This window comes from Chloroflexota bacterium (assembly GCA_013152435.1).
GTDB lineage: Bacteria > Chloroflexota > Anaerolineae > DUEN01 > DUEN01 > DUEN01.
On sequence record JAADGJ010000076.1, the window covers coordinates 81688 to 102240 of the forward strand.

General features: G+C 66.1%; 18 protein-coding genes. 14 read left to right on the top strand and 4 right to left on the bottom strand.

Features of this window, described 5'->3' with window-relative positions; translation table 11 throughout:
• Positions 1-205 precede the first annotated feature (205 nt).
• The 4 genes from GXP39_11020 to GXP39_11035 form a co-directional block, all read right to left on the bottom strand.
• A complete protein-coding gene (locus GXP39_11020) occupies positions 206-1102 on the bottom strand; it encodes a DMT family transporter (protein ID NOZ28567.1) in 897 nt (298 codons plus the stop codon).
• Positions 1103-1169: 67 nt separating this feature from the next.
• Positions 1170-1766 carry a response regulator transcription factor gene (locus GXP39_11025; protein ID NOZ28568.1) on the bottom strand — a complete coding sequence of 199 codons (597 nt, stop codon included), beginning with the start codon at positions 1764-1766 and terminating at the stop codon, positions 1170-1172.
• Between the two features lie 133 nt (positions 1767-1899).
• Positions 1900-2304: a four helix bundle protein gene (locus GXP39_11030; GenBank protein NOZ28569.1), complete on the bottom strand. Its 405-nt coding sequence runs from the start codon at positions 2302-2304 to the stop codon at positions 1900-1902.
• Positions 2305-2349: 45 nt separating this feature from the next.
• A complete protein-coding gene (locus tag GXP39_11035) occupies positions 2350-4995 on the bottom strand; it encodes a GAF domain-containing protein (protein ID NOZ28570.1) in 2646 nt (881 codons plus the stop codon).
• Positions 4996-5608: 613 nt separating this feature from the next.
• On the opposite strand from GXP39_11035, the gene GXP39_11040 reads away from it, so the two are divergent.
• From GXP39_11040 to GXP39_11105, 14 genes are all read left to right on the top strand, one after another.
• A complete protein-coding gene (locus GXP39_11040) occupies positions 5609-6868 on the top strand; it encodes a hypothetical protein (GenBank protein NOZ28571.1) in 1260 nt (419 codons plus the stop codon).
• Positions 6869-6911: 43 nt separating this feature from the next.
• Positions 6912-7352, top strand: a complete 441-nt coding sequence (gene flgC / locus GXP39_11045) for a flagellar basal body rod protein FlgC (protein NOZ28572.1) — start codon at positions 6912-6914, stop codon at positions 7350-7352.
• 31 nt (positions 7353-7383) lie between these two features.
• Positions 7384-7686 carry a flagellar hook-basal body complex protein FliE gene (gene fliE / locus GXP39_11050; protein NOZ28573.1) on the top strand — a complete coding sequence of 101 codons (303 nt, stop codon included), beginning with the start codon at positions 7384-7386 and terminating at the stop codon, positions 7684-7686.
• A gap of 14 nt (positions 7687-7700) precedes the next feature.
• Positions 7701-9398, top strand: coding sequence for a flagellar M-ring protein FliF (gene fliF, locus GXP39_11055; GenBank protein NOZ28574.1), 1698 nt, complete (start codon positions 7701-7703; stop codon positions 9396-9398).
• 1 nt (position 9399) lies between these two features.
• Positions 9400-10428, top strand: coding sequence for a flagellar motor switch protein FliG (fliG, locus tag GXP39_11060; GenBank protein ID NOZ28575.1), 1029 nt, complete (start codon positions 9400-9402; stop codon positions 10426-10428).
• A complete protein-coding gene (locus GXP39_11065; protein NOZ28576.1) occupies positions 10421-11239 on the top strand; it encodes a hypothetical protein in 819 nt (272 codons plus the stop codon). Before fliG ends, GXP39_11065 begins: the two co-directional genes overlap by 8 nt.
• Complete coding sequence (fliI, locus tag GXP39_11070; protein ID NOZ28577.1) at positions 11223-12560, top strand: flagellar protein export ATPase FliI; 1338 nt, start codon at positions 11223-11225, stop codon at positions 12558-12560. Before GXP39_11065 ends, fliI begins: the two co-directional genes overlap by 17 nt.
• 42 nt (positions 12561-12602) lie before the next feature.
• Positions 12603-13052 (top strand): flagellar export protein FliJ, encoded by a 450-nt coding sequence (fliJ, locus tag GXP39_11075; protein NOZ28578.1) that lies wholly within the window; start codon positions 12603-12605, stop codon positions 13050-13052.
• 4 nt (positions 13053-13056) lie between these two features.
• Positions 13057-13593, top strand: coding sequence for a lytic transglycosylase domain-containing protein (locus tag GXP39_11080; protein NOZ28579.1), 537 nt, complete (start codon positions 13057-13059; stop codon positions 13591-13593).
• Positions 13594-13603: 10 nt separating this feature from the next.
• Entirely contained in the window at positions 13604-14026 is a 423-nt protein-coding gene (flgB, locus tag GXP39_11085) for a flagellar basal body rod protein FlgB (protein NOZ28580.1), read from the top strand.
• 63 nt (positions 14027-14089) lie between these two features.
• The gene (locus tag GXP39_11090; protein NOZ28581.1) at positions 14090-17503 is read left to right on the top strand and encodes a DNRLRE domain-containing protein; all 3414 of its coding nucleotides are present in this window, start codon (positions 14090-14092) and stop codon (positions 17501-17503) included.
• A 102-nt stretch (positions 17504-17605) separates the two neighbouring features.
• A complete protein-coding gene (locus tag GXP39_11095) occupies positions 17606-19675 on the top strand; it encodes a hypothetical protein (protein ID NOZ28582.1) in 2070 nt (689 codons plus the stop codon).
• A gap of 11 nt (positions 19676-19686) precedes the next feature.
• Entirely contained in the window at positions 19687-20121 is a 435-nt protein-coding gene (locus GXP39_11100; protein ID NOZ28583.1) for a flagellar biosynthesis protein FlgD, read from the top strand.
• 20 nt (positions 20122-20141) lie between these two features.
• Positions 20142-20534 (top strand): hypothetical protein, encoded by a 393-nt coding sequence (locus GXP39_11105; GenBank protein ID NOZ28584.1) that lies wholly within the window; start codon positions 20142-20144, stop codon positions 20532-20534.
• Positions 20535-20553: the final 19 nt, after the last annotated feature.

A 20553-nucleotide genomic window follows, 5' to 3' on the forward strand; every position in this document is an offset into this window, starting at 1 on the left:
TTCCCTCTGCCCGATCTGTGGTGATCTCCGTCCTCCTGGGCCGGGGTATTCCCGCCGTACCGGGCGGGTTTCGCTTTCTAGTGTAAGGGGGAAATGGCTCGGAGGCGCCGGGCATTCAGATGGTTCCGCATCTGGACGGATGTCCGGCCCTCACCCTGGTCAGGTGGCTAGGTGGGAAGATGCGGATTGTCGCGGGACCGTTCCGTCATCCGTCGGTGGGGCGTGAGGGTGGGAGAGGGCGGTGAGGATAGATCGGTAGCTCGACCACCAGTAGGGCCGTCAGGATCAGCCCGCGGCCGGTCACTCCCCAGCTCGTCAGCCGCTCGCCCAGGAAGAGGAAGGCGGTGAGGGTGGCGAAGACGGGCTCCATCGTCAGTAGAAGGGCCGCCTGCTGGGGCGGTGTGCGCTGCTGCGCGATCACCTGGAGCGGGAGGGCTAGCGCCGTGGCCGGCAGGGCGGTGAACAGGATGGCTCGCCAGATCGTGGTGGAAGTGGGGTTGGGAAACGGCTCAGTCGACAGGGCGATCAGTCCGCTGAGCAGCGCCATCGCTCCAATCTGGGCCGTGCCCAAGGCTAGGGGATCGTGATGGCGGACGTGACGATCTACCAGGAGGATATGAACGGCCACCGTCAGCGCGCAGAGCAACATCAACCCATCGCCTGGGGTCCAGGAGCCGCCCATAGGTCGCGAGAGCAAAGCCAGCCCGAGTACGGCCAGGAGCGCGGCGATCCAGATACGGGGAGAGAGCGGTCGACGCAGGATCAGCGCCGAGAGCAGTGGGACCAGGACGACGAACAAGCTGGTGAGGAAGCCCGCCCGGGTGGCCGTGGTCGTGCGCAGGCCAACGGTCTGCAGGCCGTAGGCTGCGAAGAGGACGGCCCCCAGAGCGCTGCCTGCTTGCCACAGGGCGCGGCCTCCCCGCCGCAGACGAGCGTGAAGGGGCAGGGCCAACACGGCGAAGGCCAGCGAGAAGCGCATGGCCAGGAAGGAAAAGGGCCCGCTCTCCTTCAGAGCGGTTTTGACGAAGACAAAGGTGGCTCCCCAGACGAGGGCCACCGTCAACAACATCAGGCTGGGGATCAGGGTATGGCGGCGGAACATGGCGATCGTCGGGTGGCCGGCCGGGCGGGTTGCCCTAGTCCGCTGTGTCCGTATCGACGAGGCGGTGTTAAACGGCCAGGGCGACCGCCTCCGTGCGGCTCTCGACACCCAGCTTGGACAGGATGTTGCTGACGTGGAACTTCACCGTGGATCGGCTGACCGTCAGCCGTTGCGCGATCTGAGGATTGCTCAGCCCCTCGACCATCAAGGCCAGCACCTCCCGCTCCCGAGGGGTCAGGTCGAACCCCGGGGTGGGCGGCTGAGTGGCCACATGGATCAGGGCCTGCGCGGCCTCGGGCGCCAGGGTCGGGCGTCCGGCGTAGGCCGAGCGGATGGCCTGGGCCAACTCGTCGGCCGAGACGTTTTTCAGCAGGTAGCCGATGGCCCCCGCCCGGAGCGCCCCCTGCACCAGCTCCTCCTCTCGGAAGCTGGTCAGGGCGATGATCCGCACGTTCGGGTAGCGCTCTCGGATAGCCTGGATGGCCGCCACGCCGTCCATCCCCGGCATCACCAGGTCCATCAGCACCACGTCGGGCCGGACCTGTCCGCACAAGACCAGGGCCTTCTCCCCGCTGTCGGCCTCGCCGACCATCTCCAGGTCGTCGAAGGCCATCAGGAAGGCCGCCAATCCGCTGCGCACGACGGCATGATCGTCTACGAGCATCACGCGAATGGGGGTAGGTTGGGTCATGGTGGCTCCTTGGCGACGAATAATAGGCGATGGATGATAGACGACTGACGATGGACGGTAGACGACTGGCGATGGTCGTCCGCCTGCCCTGTTCGTAGATGATGCCTTATTCCGCTTCGTATGCCGCGGTTTCCTCACGTAGCCATGGCTTGTGAGGTGCGATCGAGTTCCGCAGCGCCTGCAGTTTCACCGCCAGCGTCTCGGCGTGACGGTAAGCTTCACGTAGAAGTGTTTGTTCCTGGAAATACTGGCGGCGGTGAATGATGTGCTGGCAGGCCACCGTCTCCAGTGAGGAACGAATGGCTAGGCCCAGGAAACGGGCTTGTTCCGCGTTGGTCTGTCCTGTGGACCCCTCGGCTATGTTGAGTGCTACAGATGTTGCCGCCCGGATCATCTGTGTCTTGAGGTTGTATTCTTCGACCCGCGGCAGTTGGCCGGCGATCTCGTAGATCAGATCGATATAGTCCAGAGACAGTCGCCATACTTCGAGTTTCTCGAATTTGAAGGCCATCCTGGTTCTCTCTCTCTTCTTCCTCGGACGCCAGGCGATAGACGATCAATCATCTGTGATCCGTCGTCTGTCGTCTCTCTCCCATACGACCGCCACTTCTGTGCCGCGCCCGATCTTGCTCTTCACCTCCAGCCTGGCCCCGATCGCCTCTGCCCGCTCGCGCATGATGCTCAGCCCCAGATGGTCCGGGGCGGTTTCTCCCACGTGGAAGCCCCGGCCGTCATCTCGGACGCTCAGCTTCACCTGCCCCGGTGAGCAGCGCAGGGCCACCTCCGCCCGGCTGGCGTCGGCGTGCTTCGCCACGTTGTTCAGCGCCTCCTGGGCGATGCGATACAGGGCGACCTGCACATCGGGTGGCAGGGTGCATGCCCCGTCGATCGCCACGGAGACCGGCACCCGTGCCCGGCCGGTGGTGGCCTCCGCGAGCTGGCGTAGCAGATCTCCCAGGTTCGCCTCGATCACGGCCGCCGGGCGTAGCTCCAACAACAGCGTGCGCATTTCGGCCAGCGCGCCGCGAGTCAGCTGGCGCAGCTCTTCCAGTCGCCGTCGCCCCTCTTCCGGATCTCGCTGCCACAGACGGGGCAGCACCTCGGCGATCAGGCCGGCGGAGAAGAGGGTCTGGGTGACGGCGTCGTGCAGCTCCCTGGCCAGGCGATTGCGTTCGGCGGCCGCGGCGGCCCGCTCCGTCTGCTCGTAAAGCCGGGCGTTTTCCACGGCGACCCCAAGTTGATCGGCGATGGATTCGAAGAGGGCCAGTTGCCTCTCGTTGAACGTGCTGCCCTTTGGGCCGATGATCGCCAGCACTCCCAGGGCTTGTCCGCGGGCGCGAAGCGGCAGCAGCGCGCCGGGCTCGGCATAGCCCAGCTCCGCATTCGGCGGCACGTAGAGTGGCTTCCCCTCGGCGATGACCCTCTGACACGCCTGGATCACCTCTGCCATGTCCTCCGGCGCGATGGGCCGGTCCGGCCGGAGCATTCGCGGCTCCAGCTCGCCCGATTCTCGATCGAGCAGCACCACGCCGGCCCGCGAGGCTCCGACCAGGGCCACCAGGCGATCCAGCGTGTTGCTCAGCATCTCATCCAGCTCCAACGAACTGCTGGCCGCCGCAGCCACATCAAGCAACATCTGGAGCTCGCGCTGTCGCTCCTGCTCCGTTTGATAGAGGCGCGCGTTCTCGATGGCAACGGCGACCTGGTTGGCAAACGTCAGAACCAGTTCTGCGTGTTGGGGGGTGAAGACGCCCGGCCTCTCGTGGTCGAGGGTCAACATGCCGATGACCCGTTCCTTCACGATCAGGGGGACGCCCAACCAGGAGCGGATGTAGCCAAAGGTGGTCTTCAGGCGTCCGCCGGCCGTCGCCCGAAGGGCCCGGGCCAGGGGCGTGTCCCCCCAGATGTCGTCGATCAGCACTGGCTCCTCGCGAAGGACAACCTCACGATTCGCCCGCGCTTCGTCAAGGGGGAAGGAGATCTGCAACGCCTCCTCCTGGGAGAGAGGGCCCCGATACGCAATGACTTTTAAAGTATCGCCGTCCAGAGTCATGATGGAGGCCCCGCTGTACTCCACCACGGCCCTGAGTTGATCAAGCACCAGGCCCAGTAGAGGCTCCAGCTCGAGGGTGGAGGCCATGTCGCGGGAGATCTGCAGGAGTGTGGACAGCTCCCGGGTTCGCTCCGCTACCCGCTGTTCCAGAAGCTGCTGGCTCTCCTGCAGCGCTGCGATCGTTTGTTGTAGCTCCTGGTTGGCCAACACCCGTTCCGTGGCATCGGTGGTCACATCCACGAAGCCGATCACCGCCCCGTCCTCGATCAGGGGAGTGAAGACCACGTCCCAGTAGGAGACGATTCCCCCGCTCTCAAGGCGTAGGGCGTCCAGGCGCACCGTCTCGCCAGCCAGGACCCGCTGGAAGATGGGCATGGCGGCGTCTTCGGTGCCGGGGGCCAGGTCGAAGAAATGCGTGCCCGGCACCACGTGGCTGGCCCTCGACGGGGTATAGCGATCGATGAATCCGACCCAGGTGGGATTGCAGCGGCGCAGCCGCAGGTCTCGGTCGAAGATGGCGATGCCCATGGGCATACGGTCGAAGAGGATCTCCAGCAGATTGAGCTGGCGGTCCAGTATCGGGTCTGGGGCCAGGGTGACGGCGGGGGTGTCACCGGCGGCCTCAGCGGATAGCAACTCGAAGACGCAGACGTCCGCCCCCTGAGCCTGGCAGGCGTGCTCCACGCAGACCACATCCTGGCGCCCGGCGATCACGTTGACGAACCCGACCAGGACGCCGGCCGAGTAGGCACAGACGGGAGACTCGCTCTTCCCTCCGTGTCGGCGCACCATCCAGGCCTCGAAGGTGTCCTGGGCACGGATGACAACGCGCCCGATGGGCCACTTGAGGACCTCCACCTCGAAGCGGCCAAAGCCAGCGGCCTGATACGCGGCTATACAATCACGCAACGCCCGTCGTCCGTCTTCTCCCGCCCGTCGCCCAATAAAGGAGCGGGCGAAGGAGGCTCCACCGTGCGCTCCGGCCTGCTGCAGCACGGCGTCGGTCAGCCGCCGGCCGACCAGCGACTCCATCTGACGGCGCAGCCCCCAGAAGCCGGCCTCGATATCCAGCAGGGCCATGCGGGCGCCGCCGAAGTAGAGCATGCCGCGGTGGCGTTCATCGGCTGTGAGGAGATCACGGTATGTCATGGAAAGGTCTTCCCTCTTGCCCGCGATGGGCGGCCAGTGCCCGCATTATACATCATCCTCTGTGGTGGCAAAGGCCGGTGTCGATGAGGATGGGATATCCCACTCCGGGAGGGCCATCTTCGGGCGGCCCTCGTCTTTCGCTTCCCTTCTCCCGGGCCTGGGAGGCGGAGATGCGCCATCGCGATCGCTCGTTTCCCGATCCGGAAGCCTCAGAGCGTGTCTGAGAAATGCTGTTGCCTCTGCTGGGGGGAGCCCCTCCGGAAAAAGCCCTTCTTTTGCCCTCGATCTGCCTGGCCTCGGCCTGGGTTCCGCGAAAAGGGCCGAGAGAGGCAGGTACAGGCCGAAAAAGTGGGATTTCCGTGGAGGGGAGGCCCCCTCCACACCTCCCCCTGTGGAGCTGGTCGTTGAGGGAGACTCCGCAGAACATCTTGCCGGTAAATTTTCAGACGCGCTCTCAAGTTCGTGAATAGCCCCGAAGGCTCAGGGGAATGTTGCATCCTTTGCGGGATGTTTACAAGTCTCTTACTCACCGTTTACTCTGTGAAAGGTGCCCTCGCGATATAGTGTGACCGGCGTACGAACGTGGACCCAATCGGGTTCTGCGAGGGCATCTATGAGCGCTTCCAACGTCTCCTCTGTCACTCCAGAGATCCCAACACAACCTTCCGATCATCACGCGGGTCAGGAACCGGCGCGTGCTCAGGGCGCGGGCACATCCTTCGCCGATGTGCTCCAGCGGGTCGGCGGGACGAAGCCGGGCTTCAGGAATGCGTCAGGGCACGTCAGCCGCTGGCAGAGCCTGCGCTACCTGGTCTCCGGGACCCGGCTGGCGCTCCCCTCGTTCCTGCTGGGGCTGGCCTACGCGCAGCACAAGCTCGCCTCTTCCGCACAGAAGCAGACGAGAGAGGCGCACGCTGTGCAGACGTTCGCCCGGCCTGTGGCGGCGCCACAGCAGGTGAAGCGGACGGCTCCCGTTTCCGCCCCGCCGGTGAGCCTGAATCGCCCGCTGGATCTATCGGAGTATCCGCAGCCGCCCGACAACAACGGGCGTGGCATTCACTGGATCCCGACGACCAGCTCCCCGCCGGAGGTGGTCGATCGCTTTGTGGCCGAAGCCAGGCGCATGGGCATCCGGTGGGTCACGTTCCTGAATGAGGGGACGCAGATCGGTGCCAACGACTACCTGGTGAAGCGCCTGGTTGAGTCCGGCATCATGCCTGTGATGCGGATCTACACCGACGGCGGCTCGCCCATTCAGGGGGACTTGGCCGCTCTGGTGCGTCACTATCGAGATCTGGGCGTGTACTACTTCCAGCTTTACAACGAGCCGAACCTGCGTGTGGAGAACCAGGGGAGGATGCCGGACGTTGGCCGCTATCTCGATTTGTGGCTGCCCGCCGCACGTATCGTGGCGGCCAACGGCGGATACCCGGGGTTCGGCGCGCTGAGCCCTCAAGGCGATGTGGACGATCTGACGTTCCTGCGTGAGGCGCTACGTCAGATCAAGGCGAGAGGGGCGGTGGATGTGCTCAACCGGGCCTGGCTGAGCGTCCACAACTACGGCCCGGACTTCCTGCGGGTGCGCCAGTACGACGAGATCCTGCGGGAGGAGCTGGGACGGAGCCTGCCGCAGATCGGCACGGAAGCGGGGGTCTATGCAGGCCCCAACCTCAGCGAGCAGGAGCAGGTTCGCATCCTGTCGGAGGCTTATCGCTATATGGAACGGCGGGAGCCGTATTACATGGCCTACACCTATTGGGTGATCGCGAACATGGCCGGCGGCGGGCATGATCCGGCATGGGAGTATCAGGCGTTGTTCCGGGCGGATGGGACGGTAAACCCGTTGGTGAAGATCCTGCGGTCTGAGGTCTGAACTGAGGGAAGAGGAGTCAAACAGGGATAGCGGAGGAGGGTATATGGGGGCCTTCACAGCGTTACGAATCAGCTCGTCGGCCCTGACGGCCGAGCGGCTGCGCATGGACGTGATCGCGAACAACATCGCGAACCAGCAGACCACCCGCACGCCAGAGGGAGGGCCATACCGCCGGCGGGTGGTGGTCTTTACCCCTTTGGAAGCCCGGAAGCCATTCGGGCGGGCTAAGGAGGTGAACCGGGGGCTTCCCTCCCGCCTGGGCGTCCGGGTGGCGGCGATCCTGGAGGATCCCCGGCCGGGTGTCAAGGTGTACGATCCCGATCATCCCGACGCGGACCCGGACGGTTACGTCACCTATCCTAACGTCGACATCGTGTCCGAGATGGTGGACATGATGGCGGCCGCGCGGGCCTATGAGGCCAATGTGATCGCCGCGCAGACCGCCAAGAGCATGGCGCTGAAGGCCCTGGAGATCGGTCGTTAAGGAGGAGTGAGCGATGGCGATCGATCCGACGATGCGAGTGGGGACGGCCTTTCCTCTATCCATTGAGCGCCTGCCGGGGCGGACGGGTCAGAACGAGGGCGCGTCCGCGAGGAACGCCTCCTTCGGTGAGCTGGTGCAGGACGCGCTGGAGCAGCTCAACCGGCTGCAGCAGGAGGCGGACGACGCGGCCACTCGGCTGGCCATCGGCGAGCCGGTGGACCTGCACGACGTCATGATCGCCGTGCAGAAGGCGGATCTGGGATTTCAGCTCGCCTTACAGGTGCGCAACAAGCTGATTGAGGCCTATCAAGAGATCATGCGGATGCAGGTCTAGCGAGGTTCGGCTCCATGGACTCGATACGGCAGCAGGCTCTGGAATGGTGGCAGAATCTGGCACGCTGGCAGCAGATCACGGCCATTGGGATCGGGGTCGTGGGCCTGGCCCTGGCCCTCTATCTCCTGGCCGTGGCTCAGGCGCCGGAGTATGCCGTCGCGTTTAGCGGGCTGACGGAGCAGGACGCTGCGGAGATCGTAGACGTGCTGAAGAAGATGAACGTGCCCTACCGGCTGGCGGGGGATGGCACCGTGATCCAGGTCCCCGCACGCCAGGTGCGTGAGATCCGGTTGGAGCTGGCCCGCCAGGGATTGCCCAAGGGGGGAACGGTCGGATTCGAGATCTTTGACACCGGCGAGTTGGGCAATCTGGGGATGACGGATTTCGTGCAGAAGGTGAACTACCAGCGTGCCCTGGAAGGCGAGCTGGCCCGAACCATCGAGAGCCTGGAGCCGTTGCAGGCTGCCCGGGTTCACATCGTCATCCCGGAGCCGAGCCTGTTCCTGGAGGAGGAGACGAAGCCCAGCGCCTCCGTGTTGGTCCAGCTGAAGCCGGGACGGCGGCTGGAGCCGGGACAGATCGAGGCGATCACCCATCTGGTGGCCAGCAGCGTGGAGGATCTGGACCCGGAGCGCGTCACGGTCGTGGACGTGGAGGGCAACGTCCTGCATCGCGAGACGACGGAGTCCGGCGCGCCCGATACGGCGCAGCTCAACGCGATGCGGATCGAGCTGCAGCGCAAGTACGAGATGGAAACCCAGGATCGGCTGCAGAGCCTGCTGGATAGGACGCTGGGCCCGGGGCGATCGGCCGTTCAGGTCAGCGTGGCGATGGATTGGGATCGGTTGGAGACCAGCAGTGAGACGTACAGCCCGGGGAGTGCAGAGGCGGGCGTGCTCAGAAGCTCCCGTATCGTCGAAGAGTACCAGCCCTCGCCGGAGGAGGGGGTGGGCGGCGTGCCCGGCATCGACAGCAACCAATTGGAGGTCCCGACCTACCAGGGCGTGGTGACCAGCACCACCGAGGGTGGATACGTGCGCCGGGAGGCCGTGTACAACTACGAGGTCTCCAAGACCGTCCAGAACCTGATCCGGGAGCCGGGGCGAATCAAGCGGCTGTCGGTGGCCGTGCTCCTTGATGAGAGCATACCGGAAGATGAGCGTAAGGACATCGAGCAGTTGGTGGCGGCCGCCGTTGGGCTGGATCCCTCTCGGGGGGATACGCTGGCCGTCACCGCCGTGGCGTTCAACCAGGATTATTACGACCAGCAGCAGGAGGCCCTGTTGGCCGCTCAGCGGCACGAGCTGTACATCACCGTCGCCAAGGTGTTGTCCTCGATCATTGGGCTCATCCTGTTGCTGTTCTTCGTGCGCAGCCTGTTCCGTGACCTGGCGTACCGGCGCCTGTATCCGCAGATGGAATTGATCCCGCCCACTGGCCCGGTCCCGGTCGCGGCGTTGGAGGCGGCGACCGGCCAGTTGCCCGTCGAGCAGTCGACGTCCGCTCTGGAGGCGGGAGGGACGCTGGCATCCGATCAGGAGGAACAGGAGGAAGCGGCGCCTGGTGACGAGATAAAGGACGAGGTGGACATCGCCGCCCTGTCCCCGCCCACGAACAAGGAACTGCGTTATCTGCGGCACCTCACCGCGATGGCCAGGGATAACCCCGACGTCGTGGCGGATGTCATTCGGACATGGTTGAGGGAGGGATAGCATGGCAGCGAGGGATGCATCCGCAGCCCGTCTGGATGGGGTGACCAAGGCGGCGGTTTTGCTGATCAGCCTGGGGACGGACCTCTCCGCGGCGGTGCTCCGCCGGCTCGGCGAATCCGATGTCGAGCGGTTGACCATGACGATCATGGAGCTCCGGAACGTGGATCCGGACGTCCGATCGAAGGTGCTGGAGGAGGCCTACGAGGACGTTCAGACCGCTCAGCTTCCGGACTCCGGCGGCATCAGCTATGTGAAAGCTCTGCTGGAGCGCGCGCTGGGGCCTCAGAAGGCGGAGGAGGTGATCCAGCGGCTGGCCGCCGAACAGCGGGAGAGGCCCTTCAGCTTCCTGGTGGACGCTGACCCGGTGCAGGTGGCGAACTTCCTGAAGGATGAGCATCCACAGGTGGTCGCCGTGGTGTTGGCGCATCTGCGCCCGGCGCAATCCGCCAAGATCCTGGCCAACCTGGAGCCCACGCTCCAGACGGATGTGTGTGCCCGCATCGCGGTGATGGACCGTGCGTCGCCACATGTGCTGCGCGAGGTGGAGCAGCAGCTTCGGAAGAAGCTGGCCACCGTCCTCCTGCGTACCGATGGGGCGTCCGCGGTGGGCGGCGTGGAGTTCCTGGCGAACGTGTTGAACCAGGTGGACCGGAGCACGGAGAAGCAGATCATGCAGGCGCTGGCGGAGTACGATCCGCAGCTGCACGAGTTGGTCCAGTCCAAGATGTTCGTGTTCGAAGATCTGCGCCTGCTGGACGACCGCTCGCTGCAGCGTGTGCTGCAGGAGGTGGATCGGCAGGACCTGCTTCTGGCGCTCCGGGGGGCCAGCGAGGAGATTCGGGAGCTGGTGTACCGCAACCTCTCCAAGCGCGCTGCTCAGCTGTTGAAGGAGGACCTGGCGACCATGGGGCCTGTCCGCCTGCGCAACGTGGAGGAGGCCCAGCAGCGGATCGTGAACATCGTCCGGCAGCTGGAGGCGGCCGAGGAGATCGTCGTTGCCCGGGGTGGCGAGGAGGATGTCCTTGTCTAGCGATCGTGATCGCCGTGCGGGTGATCGCCAGCCGATCTATCCCTTCCCCTTCCATGATGTGGTGGGGCGTGCCATGGAGTTCCGCCCTCTGTTCCCTGCCTCCGAGCCCGCGCCGGAATCGGAGAGGGCCCCGGAGGAGGCGCCTCAGGAGGAGCCGGAGCCTCAGGTGGATGTGCAGCCCCTGATCGAGGAGTGGAAGGCCAAGCTGGCCGAGGTGGATCGCGTGTTGCAACAGGCGCGTCAGCGGGCGGAGGTGCTGGCGAAGGAGGCGGAGGAGCGAGGCTACCGGGAGGGGTACGAACGGGGATACGAGGAAGGACAGGCGCTGGGGATGGAAACCGCCCAGCGTTCCCTCGACGATGAGGTGGCGAAGGTACGAGGGATCGCCCGGGCGATCTCCCAGGCTCGCCAGGAACTGCTGGCCAGCCTGGAGCCGGAGATCGTCTCGTTGGCGCTGGCGATCGCCAAGAAGGTCGTGGGAGACGAGGCGCTGCGCGACGAGACCGTGATCGCCCACATGGTGCAGAAGGCCGTACGCCAGTTGGGGCGGCGGGGGCCCTATCGCATCCGGCTGAACCCCCGGGACGCGCAGCGCCTGATGGATCGTTGGCGGGTGAAGGATGAGCTCGACGGCGCGGAGTGGGAATTGATCCCGGACGAGCGTATCTCGATCGGAGGGTGCGTCCTGGAAAGCGGCGTCGCCTCCGTGGATGCGCGTCTGGAGACGCAGTTTGACCTGATCCAGCACGCGTTGCTGGAGGGGCAAAACGAGGCGTCGGACCAGGAGCTGTCGGATGGAGGTCTCGATTAACCTGCGCAAGTATCACGAGATCCTTTCCGGGCTGACGCTGCTGCGCTGCCGGGGCCAGGTGGTCCAGGTCATCGGGCTGGCCATTGAGGCGGAAGGGCTGGCATCGCAGGTCGGCGAGCTGTGCTACGTGTATCCGGCCGGCCGGGATCGCCCCATCGCGGCCGAGGTCGTCGGGTTCAAATCCGATCGCACCCTGCTGATGCCTCTGGGCGAGATGGAGGGCATCCAGCCCGGCAGCCCGGTGATCGCCACGGGCGGCCCGTTCACCATACCGGTCGGGCCGGAGCTACTGGGCCGGGTTGTGGACGGGTTGGGACGCCCGCTCGATGGCAAGGGGCCCCTGGTGGGAGCGCAGAAGTCGCCGCTGGATAGCACGGCGCCCCATCCGCTCCGCCGCCGGGTGATCTCCGAACCCCTGTCCACGGGGATTCGGGCGATCGATGGGCTGCTGACCTGCGGCAAGGGGCAGCGTATCGGGATCTTCGCCGGGAGCGGCGTGGGCAAGAGCACTCTGATGGGCATGATCGCCCGACACGCGGCCTCGGATGTGAATGTGATCGCGCTGATCGGGGAGCGTGGACGTGAGGTCCGAGAGTTCATCGAGATGAATCTGGGGCCGGAGGGGCTGGCCCGCTCCGTGGTCGTCGTCTCCACCTCGGATCATCCGCCGCTGATCCGCATCAAGGGGGCGTGGACGGCGACCGCCATCGCCGAGTATTTCCGGGATCAGGGGATGGACGTGGTGTTCATGATGGACTCCGTCACCCGGTTCGCCATGGCCCAGCGAGAGGTGGGGCTGGCCATTGGCGAGCCGCCGGCCATGAAGGCGTACCCGCCCTCCGTCTTCGCGCTCCTGCCCAAGCTGATGGAGCGCACGGGGGCCAGCGAGACGGGGACTATCACCGGGTTCTACACCGTCCTGGTGGAGTCGGATGACCTGACGGAGCCCATCACGGATACGGTGCGCAGCATCCTGGACGGACATATCGTGTTGAGCCGTGCGCTGGCCGCCGAGAACCATTACCCGGCCATCGACATCCTCCAGAGCGTGAGCCGGTTGATGCCCAACATCACGACGCGAGAGCACCAGCGGGCGGCCGGCCGGCTGCGGGAGGCGCTGGCCACCTACGAGCGGGCGCGTGATCTTATCAACATCGGGGCCTACGTTTCCGGGAGCAATCCTCAGATCGATTATGCGCTGGAGAAGCTGCCCGACATCCAGGGCTTCCTGCGCCAGGAGGATGATGAGGTCACTCCGCTGGAGGAGTCCATCGCCCGTCTGCTGGAGATGTTCCCGCCGACGCAGGCGGAGGCCGCATAGATGAGACTCGGGCGCGTCAGATCGAGCCTGTGAGGTGCGAGGATGAGGAAGCGATTTCGCCTGGAGTCCGTGCTGTCCTACCGTGAGTCATTGGTAGAGGCCCGCGAGATGGAGCTGGCGGAGGCCGTCAAGATGCAGGCCCACGCGGAGGCGATCTTGAGGGCGTTGCAGGAGAGGCGCGTGCGCACCTTGCGGGAGATCCGGGAGATGCGCAGCGATGCTCGATTGGACCAGATGGGCCTGTTGACGGCCGAATCCTATCTGGCGCGCCTGGAGGCGGACCTGGAACAGCAGGCGGCGGTCGTTCGAGAGCTGGCGCAGCGGACGGAGGCCTGCCGTGAGGCGCTCACCGAGGCTCTGCAGGAGAAGAAGAAGATCGAGCGCTTGAAGGAGCGCGAGGAGCAGCGCCTGGCCCAGGAGGAAGCCCGGGCGGAGCAGGTCTTTGTGGACGACTTGAACATCACCCGGCATAACCGAAGAGAGGTGTTGTGAGCTGATGGAAGGCATCATCGGGGGCATTGGGGCACACTTCACGTTGGCGAGGATTCAGACGGCGATCTTGCAGCAGTTCGCCGAGCGGCTGGCCCGCTCCGATCAGGCGCGTCGCACCCCGTCCGGTGCAAGGGCGCGCTCCGGGATGGGGCCAGTCCCCTTCGAGGAATTGATCGAGGCGGCGGCGAAGCGGCACGATCTGCCCGCGCAGCTGATCAAGGCGGTGATCTGGGCCGAGTCGAACTTTGACCCGAAGGCGGTCTCCTCGGCCGGCGCCAAAGGGCTCATGCAGCTCATGGATGCTACCGCGAAGGCGTTGGGGGTCGAGGATAGCTTCGATCCCGCGCAGAACATTGAGGGTGGAGTGACCTACCTGCGGCGACTGTTGGACCGCTATGGCGACGTCTCCCTGGCGCTGGCGGCCTACAACGCGGGGCCGGGTGCCGTGGATCGCTATGGCGGCATCCCTCCCTACGCGGAGACGCAAACCTACGTGCGGCGGGTGTTGGAAGCCGCCGGCGTGGGGGAGTGGATGGCATAGGAGGAAGGGGATGAAGGTCTTCTGGAACGATGCGACCAGCGTTCTGCTGCAAGAGGCCCTGACGGGGCTCTCGCTTCGGCAACAGGTGATCAGCAACAACCTGGCGAACATCAGCACACCGGGGTTTAAGGCATCCGAGGTGATCTTCGAGTCCGAGCTACAGCGGGCGCTGGAGGCTCAGCGGGGAGAGGTCGTCGCGCTCCGCGTGACCCATCCGGCCCACATCTCCCTCACTCCGCAGTCGGCGTTGGACGTACGCCCCATCGTGCGGGAGCGCTCGGGCACCACCCTGCGGGCGGATAGGAACAACGTGGACCTGGAGAAGGAGATGGCCACCCTGGCCGAGACGGCGATCCGCTACCAGGCCTCAGCGCTGGTGCTGTCTCGCAAGCTGGCTTTGTTGCGATCCATCATCGCCGGAGGGCGAAGGTAAGATCGGGGTGAGATGAGAGGACGGAAGCATCTCCTTTGGGGTTGGGTGCGTGCGAGGTCGGCCGTGATCGGGTGGCTGATCCTTGCCTTGCTCCCTATCGGCATGCCGATGAGGGCCCCGGCCCAGGAGGTGCCGGTCCGCACCCTGACGATCCAGACGGCCGGGCCGTCCCGGGTCCAGGTGGCGGACACTTACATCACGGCGGCCGATCCCGACCGATCTCATGATGCCGAGCCGATCCTGTCCCTGTCCGGCCGGTCGGTCGCCCTGCTGCGGTTTGACCTGAGCGAGCTGCCCGCGGACGCGGAGGTGGCGAGCGCGAGCCTGGTGTTGTGGGTGGACGGCCGCAGCGCCCCGCTGCCCCTGGATGTGGCGGCTTATCCGCTGGCCCGGCCGTGGGAGGCGGGGGCGACCTGGCGCGAGGCTGCGCCTGGACGTCCGTGGGGGCGGCCTGGCGCGGTCGGTGAGGCCGATCGCGGCGACGCCGTGGCGCACCAGAGACTGGACGGGGTTGGCCGATGGTACACGTGGGACGTGACCGCCGCCGTACGCCAACAGGCGGGGCGGCCGGATCGAGATCTGCACCTGGCGTTGGCCGCGGATTTCGGCGGGACGGTGGAGTATTACCTCGCCAGCTCGGAGTGGAACGACGTGGGGCATCGCCCCCGGTTGACGATCCGATACCGCGAGCCGGTCGAGCTTCAGGTGGCCTCGGTTCGTACGGATCTGGTTTACGGGAAGGAGTACTTCCCTGCCATGCCCTATGTCATGTATGACTGGCGCAATCGCAACTGGCAGGCCGAGGCTCCCCAGCGAGGCCCCATCGGGAGTCACATCGAGTTCACATGGGAGGATATCAACCCTGCCCCAGGACAGTTCGATTGGTCCAAGTTCGATGAGTATCTGCGCGTCGCTCGGACCCAACGGGTGACGCTTCCGGACGGCTCTTCCATATATAAGCCGGTGATGTTTACCTTGATGCTGGCCGCCAGCGGTGAGGAGGGGCGCTTCCGGGATTTCACACCGACCTGGGTCTACGACGCGATGGATGGGCGTCCGGAGCTGGACGGGCGTCCGGTGGGATATGTGGTCCAGCCGGAGGGGTGCGCTCCAGCGGCCGTGCCCCTCTATGACGATCTGGCGTGGCAATCGGCCCTGGCCTCTGCCATCGCTGCCTTCGGCGCCCGCTACGATCAGAACCCACTGGTGGCGGGGATCTGGATCGGCGCCGGCCTGGATGATGAGACGCAGCCGGCCAAGCGGGTGGGATCGTGTGATTACCCGACGGAGCTGGCCCGATACCTGGATTGTGAAGCCTATATGCGGTTTCTGGATCGGCTGATGGGATGGTACGCGGATGCCTTCCCACATAAGCCGCTGTGGATTCAAGCGGCCCCAAGCGCCTGCGTGGGCCGCTCCGGTCCCTGGTCCAGGAGGCGCATCATGTTGAGGGCGGCCAAATTGGGGATCGGGTACAAGGCGAACGCCCTTCAGCCCGACATGGTGACGGCCGTCGGGTATCTGAACAGCACCGGATGGCAGAAGATGGACACGGCAGATCGCTTCGCGGGGCAGGTGCCCATCGCTTTTGAGCCCGCCTTTAGCAATCCTGTCGGCGGGGAAGACCCCGTTGAGTACGCGTATTGGATGGTACACAACGCGCTGGCTCATCACGCGACGTTCATCGACTTGCAGGATGATTGGCTGGGCGACCTGGATCAGGTGCCGGAGGTATGGAGAACCATGCAGGAAAGTTTGAATCGAACGGCTGCGGATGCGCCGGCGGTGTGGATCGTGCTGCGCGATGCGGAATGCGCGCCGGTGATGTGGAAGAACAGCGGGAACGGGTGCGATCCGGGGGATTGGAGCTTTTACCTGTATCGCTCGGACGATCTGCCGGGCAATCGCACCGTGCATTTGCGAGAGGAGGATCTGCCGCGGACGGCCGCGGATCAGCCGTTCGGTCGGCATGCGCGGCGCACGGACGAGGCGAGCGGCAATCCGTGGATCTCCCTGGATGTGGATGATGCCTGGCAATTCGCCGGGCAGCTCCCTGTGGCCTATGGCGGGCAGGTTCAGTACGAGGTGAGCGTGTGGTACCTGGATCAGGGTACCGACGTGTGGCTCCTGGAGTATGCCGACCCGGAGGGCACGCTTCGCCAGGTTCGCGTGGAGAAGACCGATTCGGGGAGATGGCGTGAGGCGGTATGGGTCCTGGACGATCTCTTCCTGGCGGACATGCTGCCCGGCGGCATGGACCTCCGGCTGAACTCCGCCGGGGACGGCGATGATATCTTCCATAAGATCACGATTCGCGGGATTCGTGTGCCCAAGGAGCCGGTTGCTGCGACGCCCACACCTGGCGTGGGCTCGACGCCGTCGCCTTCGCCTACGCTGGCGGTCGGCGGGACCGTGACGCCCACACCGACGCCGACACCGGAGAGGGTGTCGACTCCTACGCCTACTCCCACGTCGGCGGTGCAGGTGATCGTCGTGCCACCCAGCCCAACGCCTACGCCGACGGTGGAGGTGATTGGTGTGCTGCCCAGCTCGACGCCCACGCCAACGCCGCAAAAGGAGATCATCGTGTTCTCCGAGCCGCTGGCCCTGACGCCCACACCCACGGCTGCTGCGCCGATGTATGGGCGGGCGGGGGATGCCTCTCCGCCGTCCCGGGTGATGGCCAAGGTGGAGGCGCTGTGGCCCTCCGCTCCAGGGCACATCAACGCGACGGTGTATCTGTTCGCCGATCGATCGCTGGATCCGCCACCGTGCGACTGGGAGCCCACGGTGCTCCTCTGGGGGGCTGTTGGCGATGACCCGGCCCGGATGCTGGCGGTAGGGCGCAAGCGGATGGCTCAGGAGCGAGGGCGCACGTTCCCCGCCTGGGACTTCACCGGCGTGAACATCGACTCGTTGCAGCGGTCCGGGGAGCCGATGCACTTCTTCGCCTCGGTGGAGGGCGTGGACACGGTGTGGAACGTGGTGTCCATGGGCCAGGATGCGCGCACGCTGGGGGTCGCCGAGCCGGTGCCGGCGGGCCTGCTGACGTCGCCGCCGGCGGAGGTGGACGCGAAGATCTTCATCCTCTGGCCGCACGGCGGCGCGCCCGTCTCCGAGGCGAAGCGGGCCAACCTGACGGCGATCCTCCTTGAGACGGGAACGCAGCGGGCGTTTCCGGCGAAGGCTCCCTGGCTCCCGACGGTCCGACTTCATTGGTCCATCAACCACGGGGTGGACCTGACCGGGGGGAAGGGGATGATCGGTGTGCCGAGGGAGGTGAGCCGCGGTGGCATGCGCTATGTCGTCTGGGATTTCAACAACGTCGACGTGCGGGCGGCGCGCAATCCCAATAATCGGATGTACTTCTGGCTGAGCGTAGATGGCATCCGGACGAATACATCCGTCTGGGTGCACAGCGCGGATGGGCGCCCGATCCTTCAGACGGCGGATCTGCCGGCCAGAAGTTGTCGATAGAGGAAGTGATCCGCGTTCGGGAGGTGACCGCTTGTCGGAGGAAGCGCGTGCAGGGAAGAGGCTGGCGACCTCATATTCTCCTGGCAGAAAGGAGGTGATTGGGTGCAAGTCAGTGATCTGAACATCTTTTCCCTGATCCAGCCGGCCATGGGAGAGGCCCTCATTGGCGCCGAGGCCTCCATGACGGCCGCGTCGGCCACCGTGGGCGATTTCCGCCCCATGCTGTGGGCTTTGTTCGCGGCCGCCGGGGATGGCCCGGGCCAGGGCGACGATGCGGCCGCCATGGCGCCGGGGGAGGACATGGCGCAGGACGCCCGTCCTGAACGATCGATCGGGCGGAAGGAGGTGGTGCCTGCAGGCGATCTGGCGCTGTCCTGCGTGGGGGTCAGTGTGTTCCCCCCAAGTGTCCAACCGGAGCTGGTGAGCGGTGGGCCCGTCGCGTCGGCCTTCCATGCGTCGGAGGCTGGGGTGGAGGGCGTGGAGGCGCTGGCGGATGTCCTCCAGGCGGGGGGACGTGGCCCGCATCCGGGGGCGGGCAAGGTCGCACCCCGGGCGTGGCCTGACGGCCTATCCGCCCAGACCGTGTCCCCTCCGGAGGGGGAGACGACCTGGATGGGAGCGCCGTTCGTGGCGTCCACTCCGAGTATGTCGCCCGTAGGCGTGGAGGGAAAGCCGGAGGAAGCCTCCCAGGCCCTACCGCAAGGGCAGCTGGGTGGACAGGAGGGCATCCGAGAGGGTGTCGTCCAGCCCTCTGTCGCCCCATCGATGACGCTCGCGGCCGAGCCGAGCTCCGCTCTGGAGGCGCCGATGTCGGAGATGCCGAAGGGGGCGCAGCTGCCCGAGGGATCTCAGGGCGTCATCTCTGGCGGCTCCGATGGCTCACCGGGGACAGGCCGGAAGTCTGGTGCCTCGAAGCCGGTGGGGCGGCCATCCATCTGGGCGGATCCTGTCGTGTCATCGCCGGGACGTACGGAGGGCTCGGCTGCCCAGTCCTCGGGTGAGGAGCCATCGATGGGAGTGGAGTCGGGACGCCTCCCAAGTGTGAGGGACGCGATCGGGATGCGGGTGCCCCGATGGAGAAGGACGCTCCTGGCGGGGCGGAACATCCCACCCGTCGGGAGGCCCGAGATGGAGTCCGGCCCCGCTCGTGTGGACGTCCCCGACGCGGGGAAGCCGATGCGAGAAGAAAAGCCGTCTGGAGTGGAGGCCGTTGGGCTTCCCCGGACGGAGGCGGCGCGGCCCTCTGGGGCAAGCGTTCCGCCGGTGGTCGGTGATGGGACGGGGGAGCCGGCGCGGCCGGTCTCTTCCGGACGTGTGACAGCGCCTGTTCGGGGGGAGACCCCAGTGGTCCCGGACGCGGCGAAGACGTCCCCTCCGGTGGGCGTCGGGGGGCGAGATCCCAGGGATGTGCCATCACCCGCTGCGCGGGCGGATGTCGGGCTCGACTCCATGGGAGATCGGGGGATAGCGGCCCAACGCGGGCACGTGAACAGCACCCTGATGAATCCTCGCCCGGCTGAGATCCCGGCGGCTGTCGAGGCCGGACGTGATCCGGGGATGGCTTACTCCCGTCCCGGAGGTGAGCGTCGCGAGCCGGGAGCCCGGCAGGCCCCAGGCCCCGCATCCGTCTCGTGGGCGGAGGCGGCGCCCATTCCGGGGGCGAAGAACCCGGTTGCCAGATCCGCTGAGGTCGGGGCCGGGCTCGTGAGCTCCGATGGGCGAGAGTTCAACATCGCGGACACGCTGGAGGAACTGGTGGGCCAGATCCGGGTGGCCTGGCGGCGTGGCGAGTCGGAGTGCCGGCTGCAGCTTCATCCGGAGCAGCTGGGCCGCCTGGAGGTGCGTCTGGTGTCTGGTCGCAATGGGATGACCCTGCTCATGCGGACGGAGACGGCCGAGGCGCAGGCGGTCATCCAGTCGAACCTGGATCGTCTGCGCACAGGGCTGGAGGGGCACGGCATCCACCTGGAGCGGTGTGAGGTCGTGGCCGGCCAGATGGACGCCGGGGGCGCGAGCTGGCAGAACGGCGGCGGGCAGGGGCCCTTGTGGGACCAGCCTGAGCTGCCGGGGTATGTCCCAGCGGCGTACACACGCCCCACCACCGAACGCATCACCGGGGCGCGTCGGCCGGCATATCGGCGTCCTGATGCGCTGATCGATCTGGAGGTCTAGGAGGTAGGCGTATGGATGAAACCCCTTGGGCAGTTGCAGCGGCCGGTCTCATGGCGGCTGCCCCTCAGGCGCAGGAGAGCCGTCCGGAGAGCGACGAGCGCTCCTTGCTGGGGATCGACCATGAGGCCTTTCTCAAGCTTCTGATCGCCCAGATCCGTCACCAAGATCCGTTGTCCCCCATGGACAGCGGGGAGTTCCTGTCGCAGCTGGCCGAGCTCACGACGCTGGAGCAGATGTGGCGCATGAACGAGAGCTTGCAGGCCTTCATGTCGCAACAGCAGCTCCTGCAGGCCAGCGCTATGATCGGGCGCACGGTGCAGGGGACGGATGACACCGACCAGCCCTTCCAGGGCGTGGTGCAGGGTGCCCTGGTCCGTGATGGCACGGTGACCCTGGATCTGGGAGATCGACAGGTGCCGCTGAAGTGGGTCACTTCGGTGCGTTGAGGTATGGAGTGAGCGTGCATATGGTTGAGAAGATCACACTGCCCATCGCGTCGGAGTCCGTGCGGGGAGCGACGTCTGCCCGGCGCGAGAGCGCCTCACGGCCGCCGGACTCGGGGCGACCCGACTTCGCCGCCGTCCTGCGTCAGGAGATGGAGGAGGAGGGGCTTCGCTTCTCCCGTCATGCGACCTCTCGTCTCCAGGCGCGCGGGATTGAGTTGGATGCGGCGCAGCGGGATCGCATCGAGAGGGCTGTGGAGGCGGCTCGCCAGAAGGGGGCGAAGGAGTCGCTGATCCTGCTGGACGATCTGGCGTTCGTGGTGAGCGTCCGCAATCGCACCGTGATCACGGCCATTGATGCCGCTCATCGCAGATCGAACGTGTTCACGCACATCGACAGTGCGGTGCTCGCCTGATCGGATCGCTCGGGCCGGT

What these genes read in the sequence shown, in the direction of transcription:
- GXP39_11020 (NOZ28567.1), bottom strand. Translation starts at nt 1,102, where the DNA reads ATGTTCCGCCGCCATACCCTGATCCCCAGCCTGATGTTGTTGACGGTG.
- GXP39_11025 (NOZ28568.1), bottom strand. Translation starts at nt 1,766, where the DNA reads ATGCTCGTAGACGATCATGCCGTCGTGCGCAGCGGATTGGCGGCCTTC.
- GXP39_11030 (NOZ28569.1), bottom strand. Translation starts at nt 2,304, where the DNA reads ATGGCCTTCAAATTCGAGAAACTCGAAGTATGGCGACTGTCTCTGGAC.
- GXP39_11035 (NOZ28570.1), bottom strand. Translation starts at nt 4,995, where the DNA reads ATGACATACCGTGATCTCCTCACAGCCGATGAACGCCACCGCGGCATG.
- GXP39_11040 (NOZ28571.1), top strand. Translation starts at nt 5,609, where the DNA reads ATGAGCGCTTCCAACGTCTCCTCTGTCACTCCAGAGATCCCAACACAA.
- flgC (NOZ28572.1), top strand. Translation starts at nt 6,912, where the DNA reads ATGGGGGCCTTCACAGCGTTACGAATCAGCTCGTCGGCCCTGACGGCC.
- fliE (NOZ28573.1), top strand. Translation starts at nt 7,384, where the DNA reads ATGCGAGTGGGGACGGCCTTTCCTCTATCCATTGAGCGCCTGCCGGGG.
- fliF (NOZ28574.1), top strand. Translation starts at nt 7,701, where the DNA reads ATGGACTCGATACGGCAGCAGGCTCTGGAATGGTGGCAGAATCTGGCA.
- fliG (NOZ28575.1), top strand. Translation starts at nt 9,400, where the DNA reads ATGGCAGCGAGGGATGCATCCGCAGCCCGTCTGGATGGGGTGACCAAG.
- fliI (NOZ28577.1), top strand. Translation starts at nt 11,223, where the DNA reads ATGGAGGTCTCGATTAACCTGCGCAAGTATCACGAGATCCTTTCCGGG.
- fliJ (NOZ28578.1), top strand. Translation starts at nt 12,603, where the DNA reads ATGAGGAAGCGATTTCGCCTGGAGTCCGTGCTGTCCTACCGTGAGTCA.
- GXP39_11080 (NOZ28579.1), top strand. Translation starts at nt 13,057, where the DNA reads ATGGAAGGCATCATCGGGGGCATTGGGGCACACTTCACGTTGGCGAGG.
- flgB (NOZ28580.1), top strand. Translation starts at nt 13,604, where the DNA reads ATGAAGGTCTTCTGGAACGATGCGACCAGCGTTCTGCTGCAAGAGGCC.
- GXP39_11100 (NOZ28583.1), top strand. Translation starts at nt 19,687, where the DNA reads ATGGATGAAACCCCTTGGGCAGTTGCAGCGGCCGGTCTCATGGCGGCT.
- GXP39_11105 (NOZ28584.1), top strand. Translation starts at nt 20,142, where the DNA reads ATGGTTGAGAAGATCACACTGCCCATCGCGTCGGAGTCCGTGCGGGGA.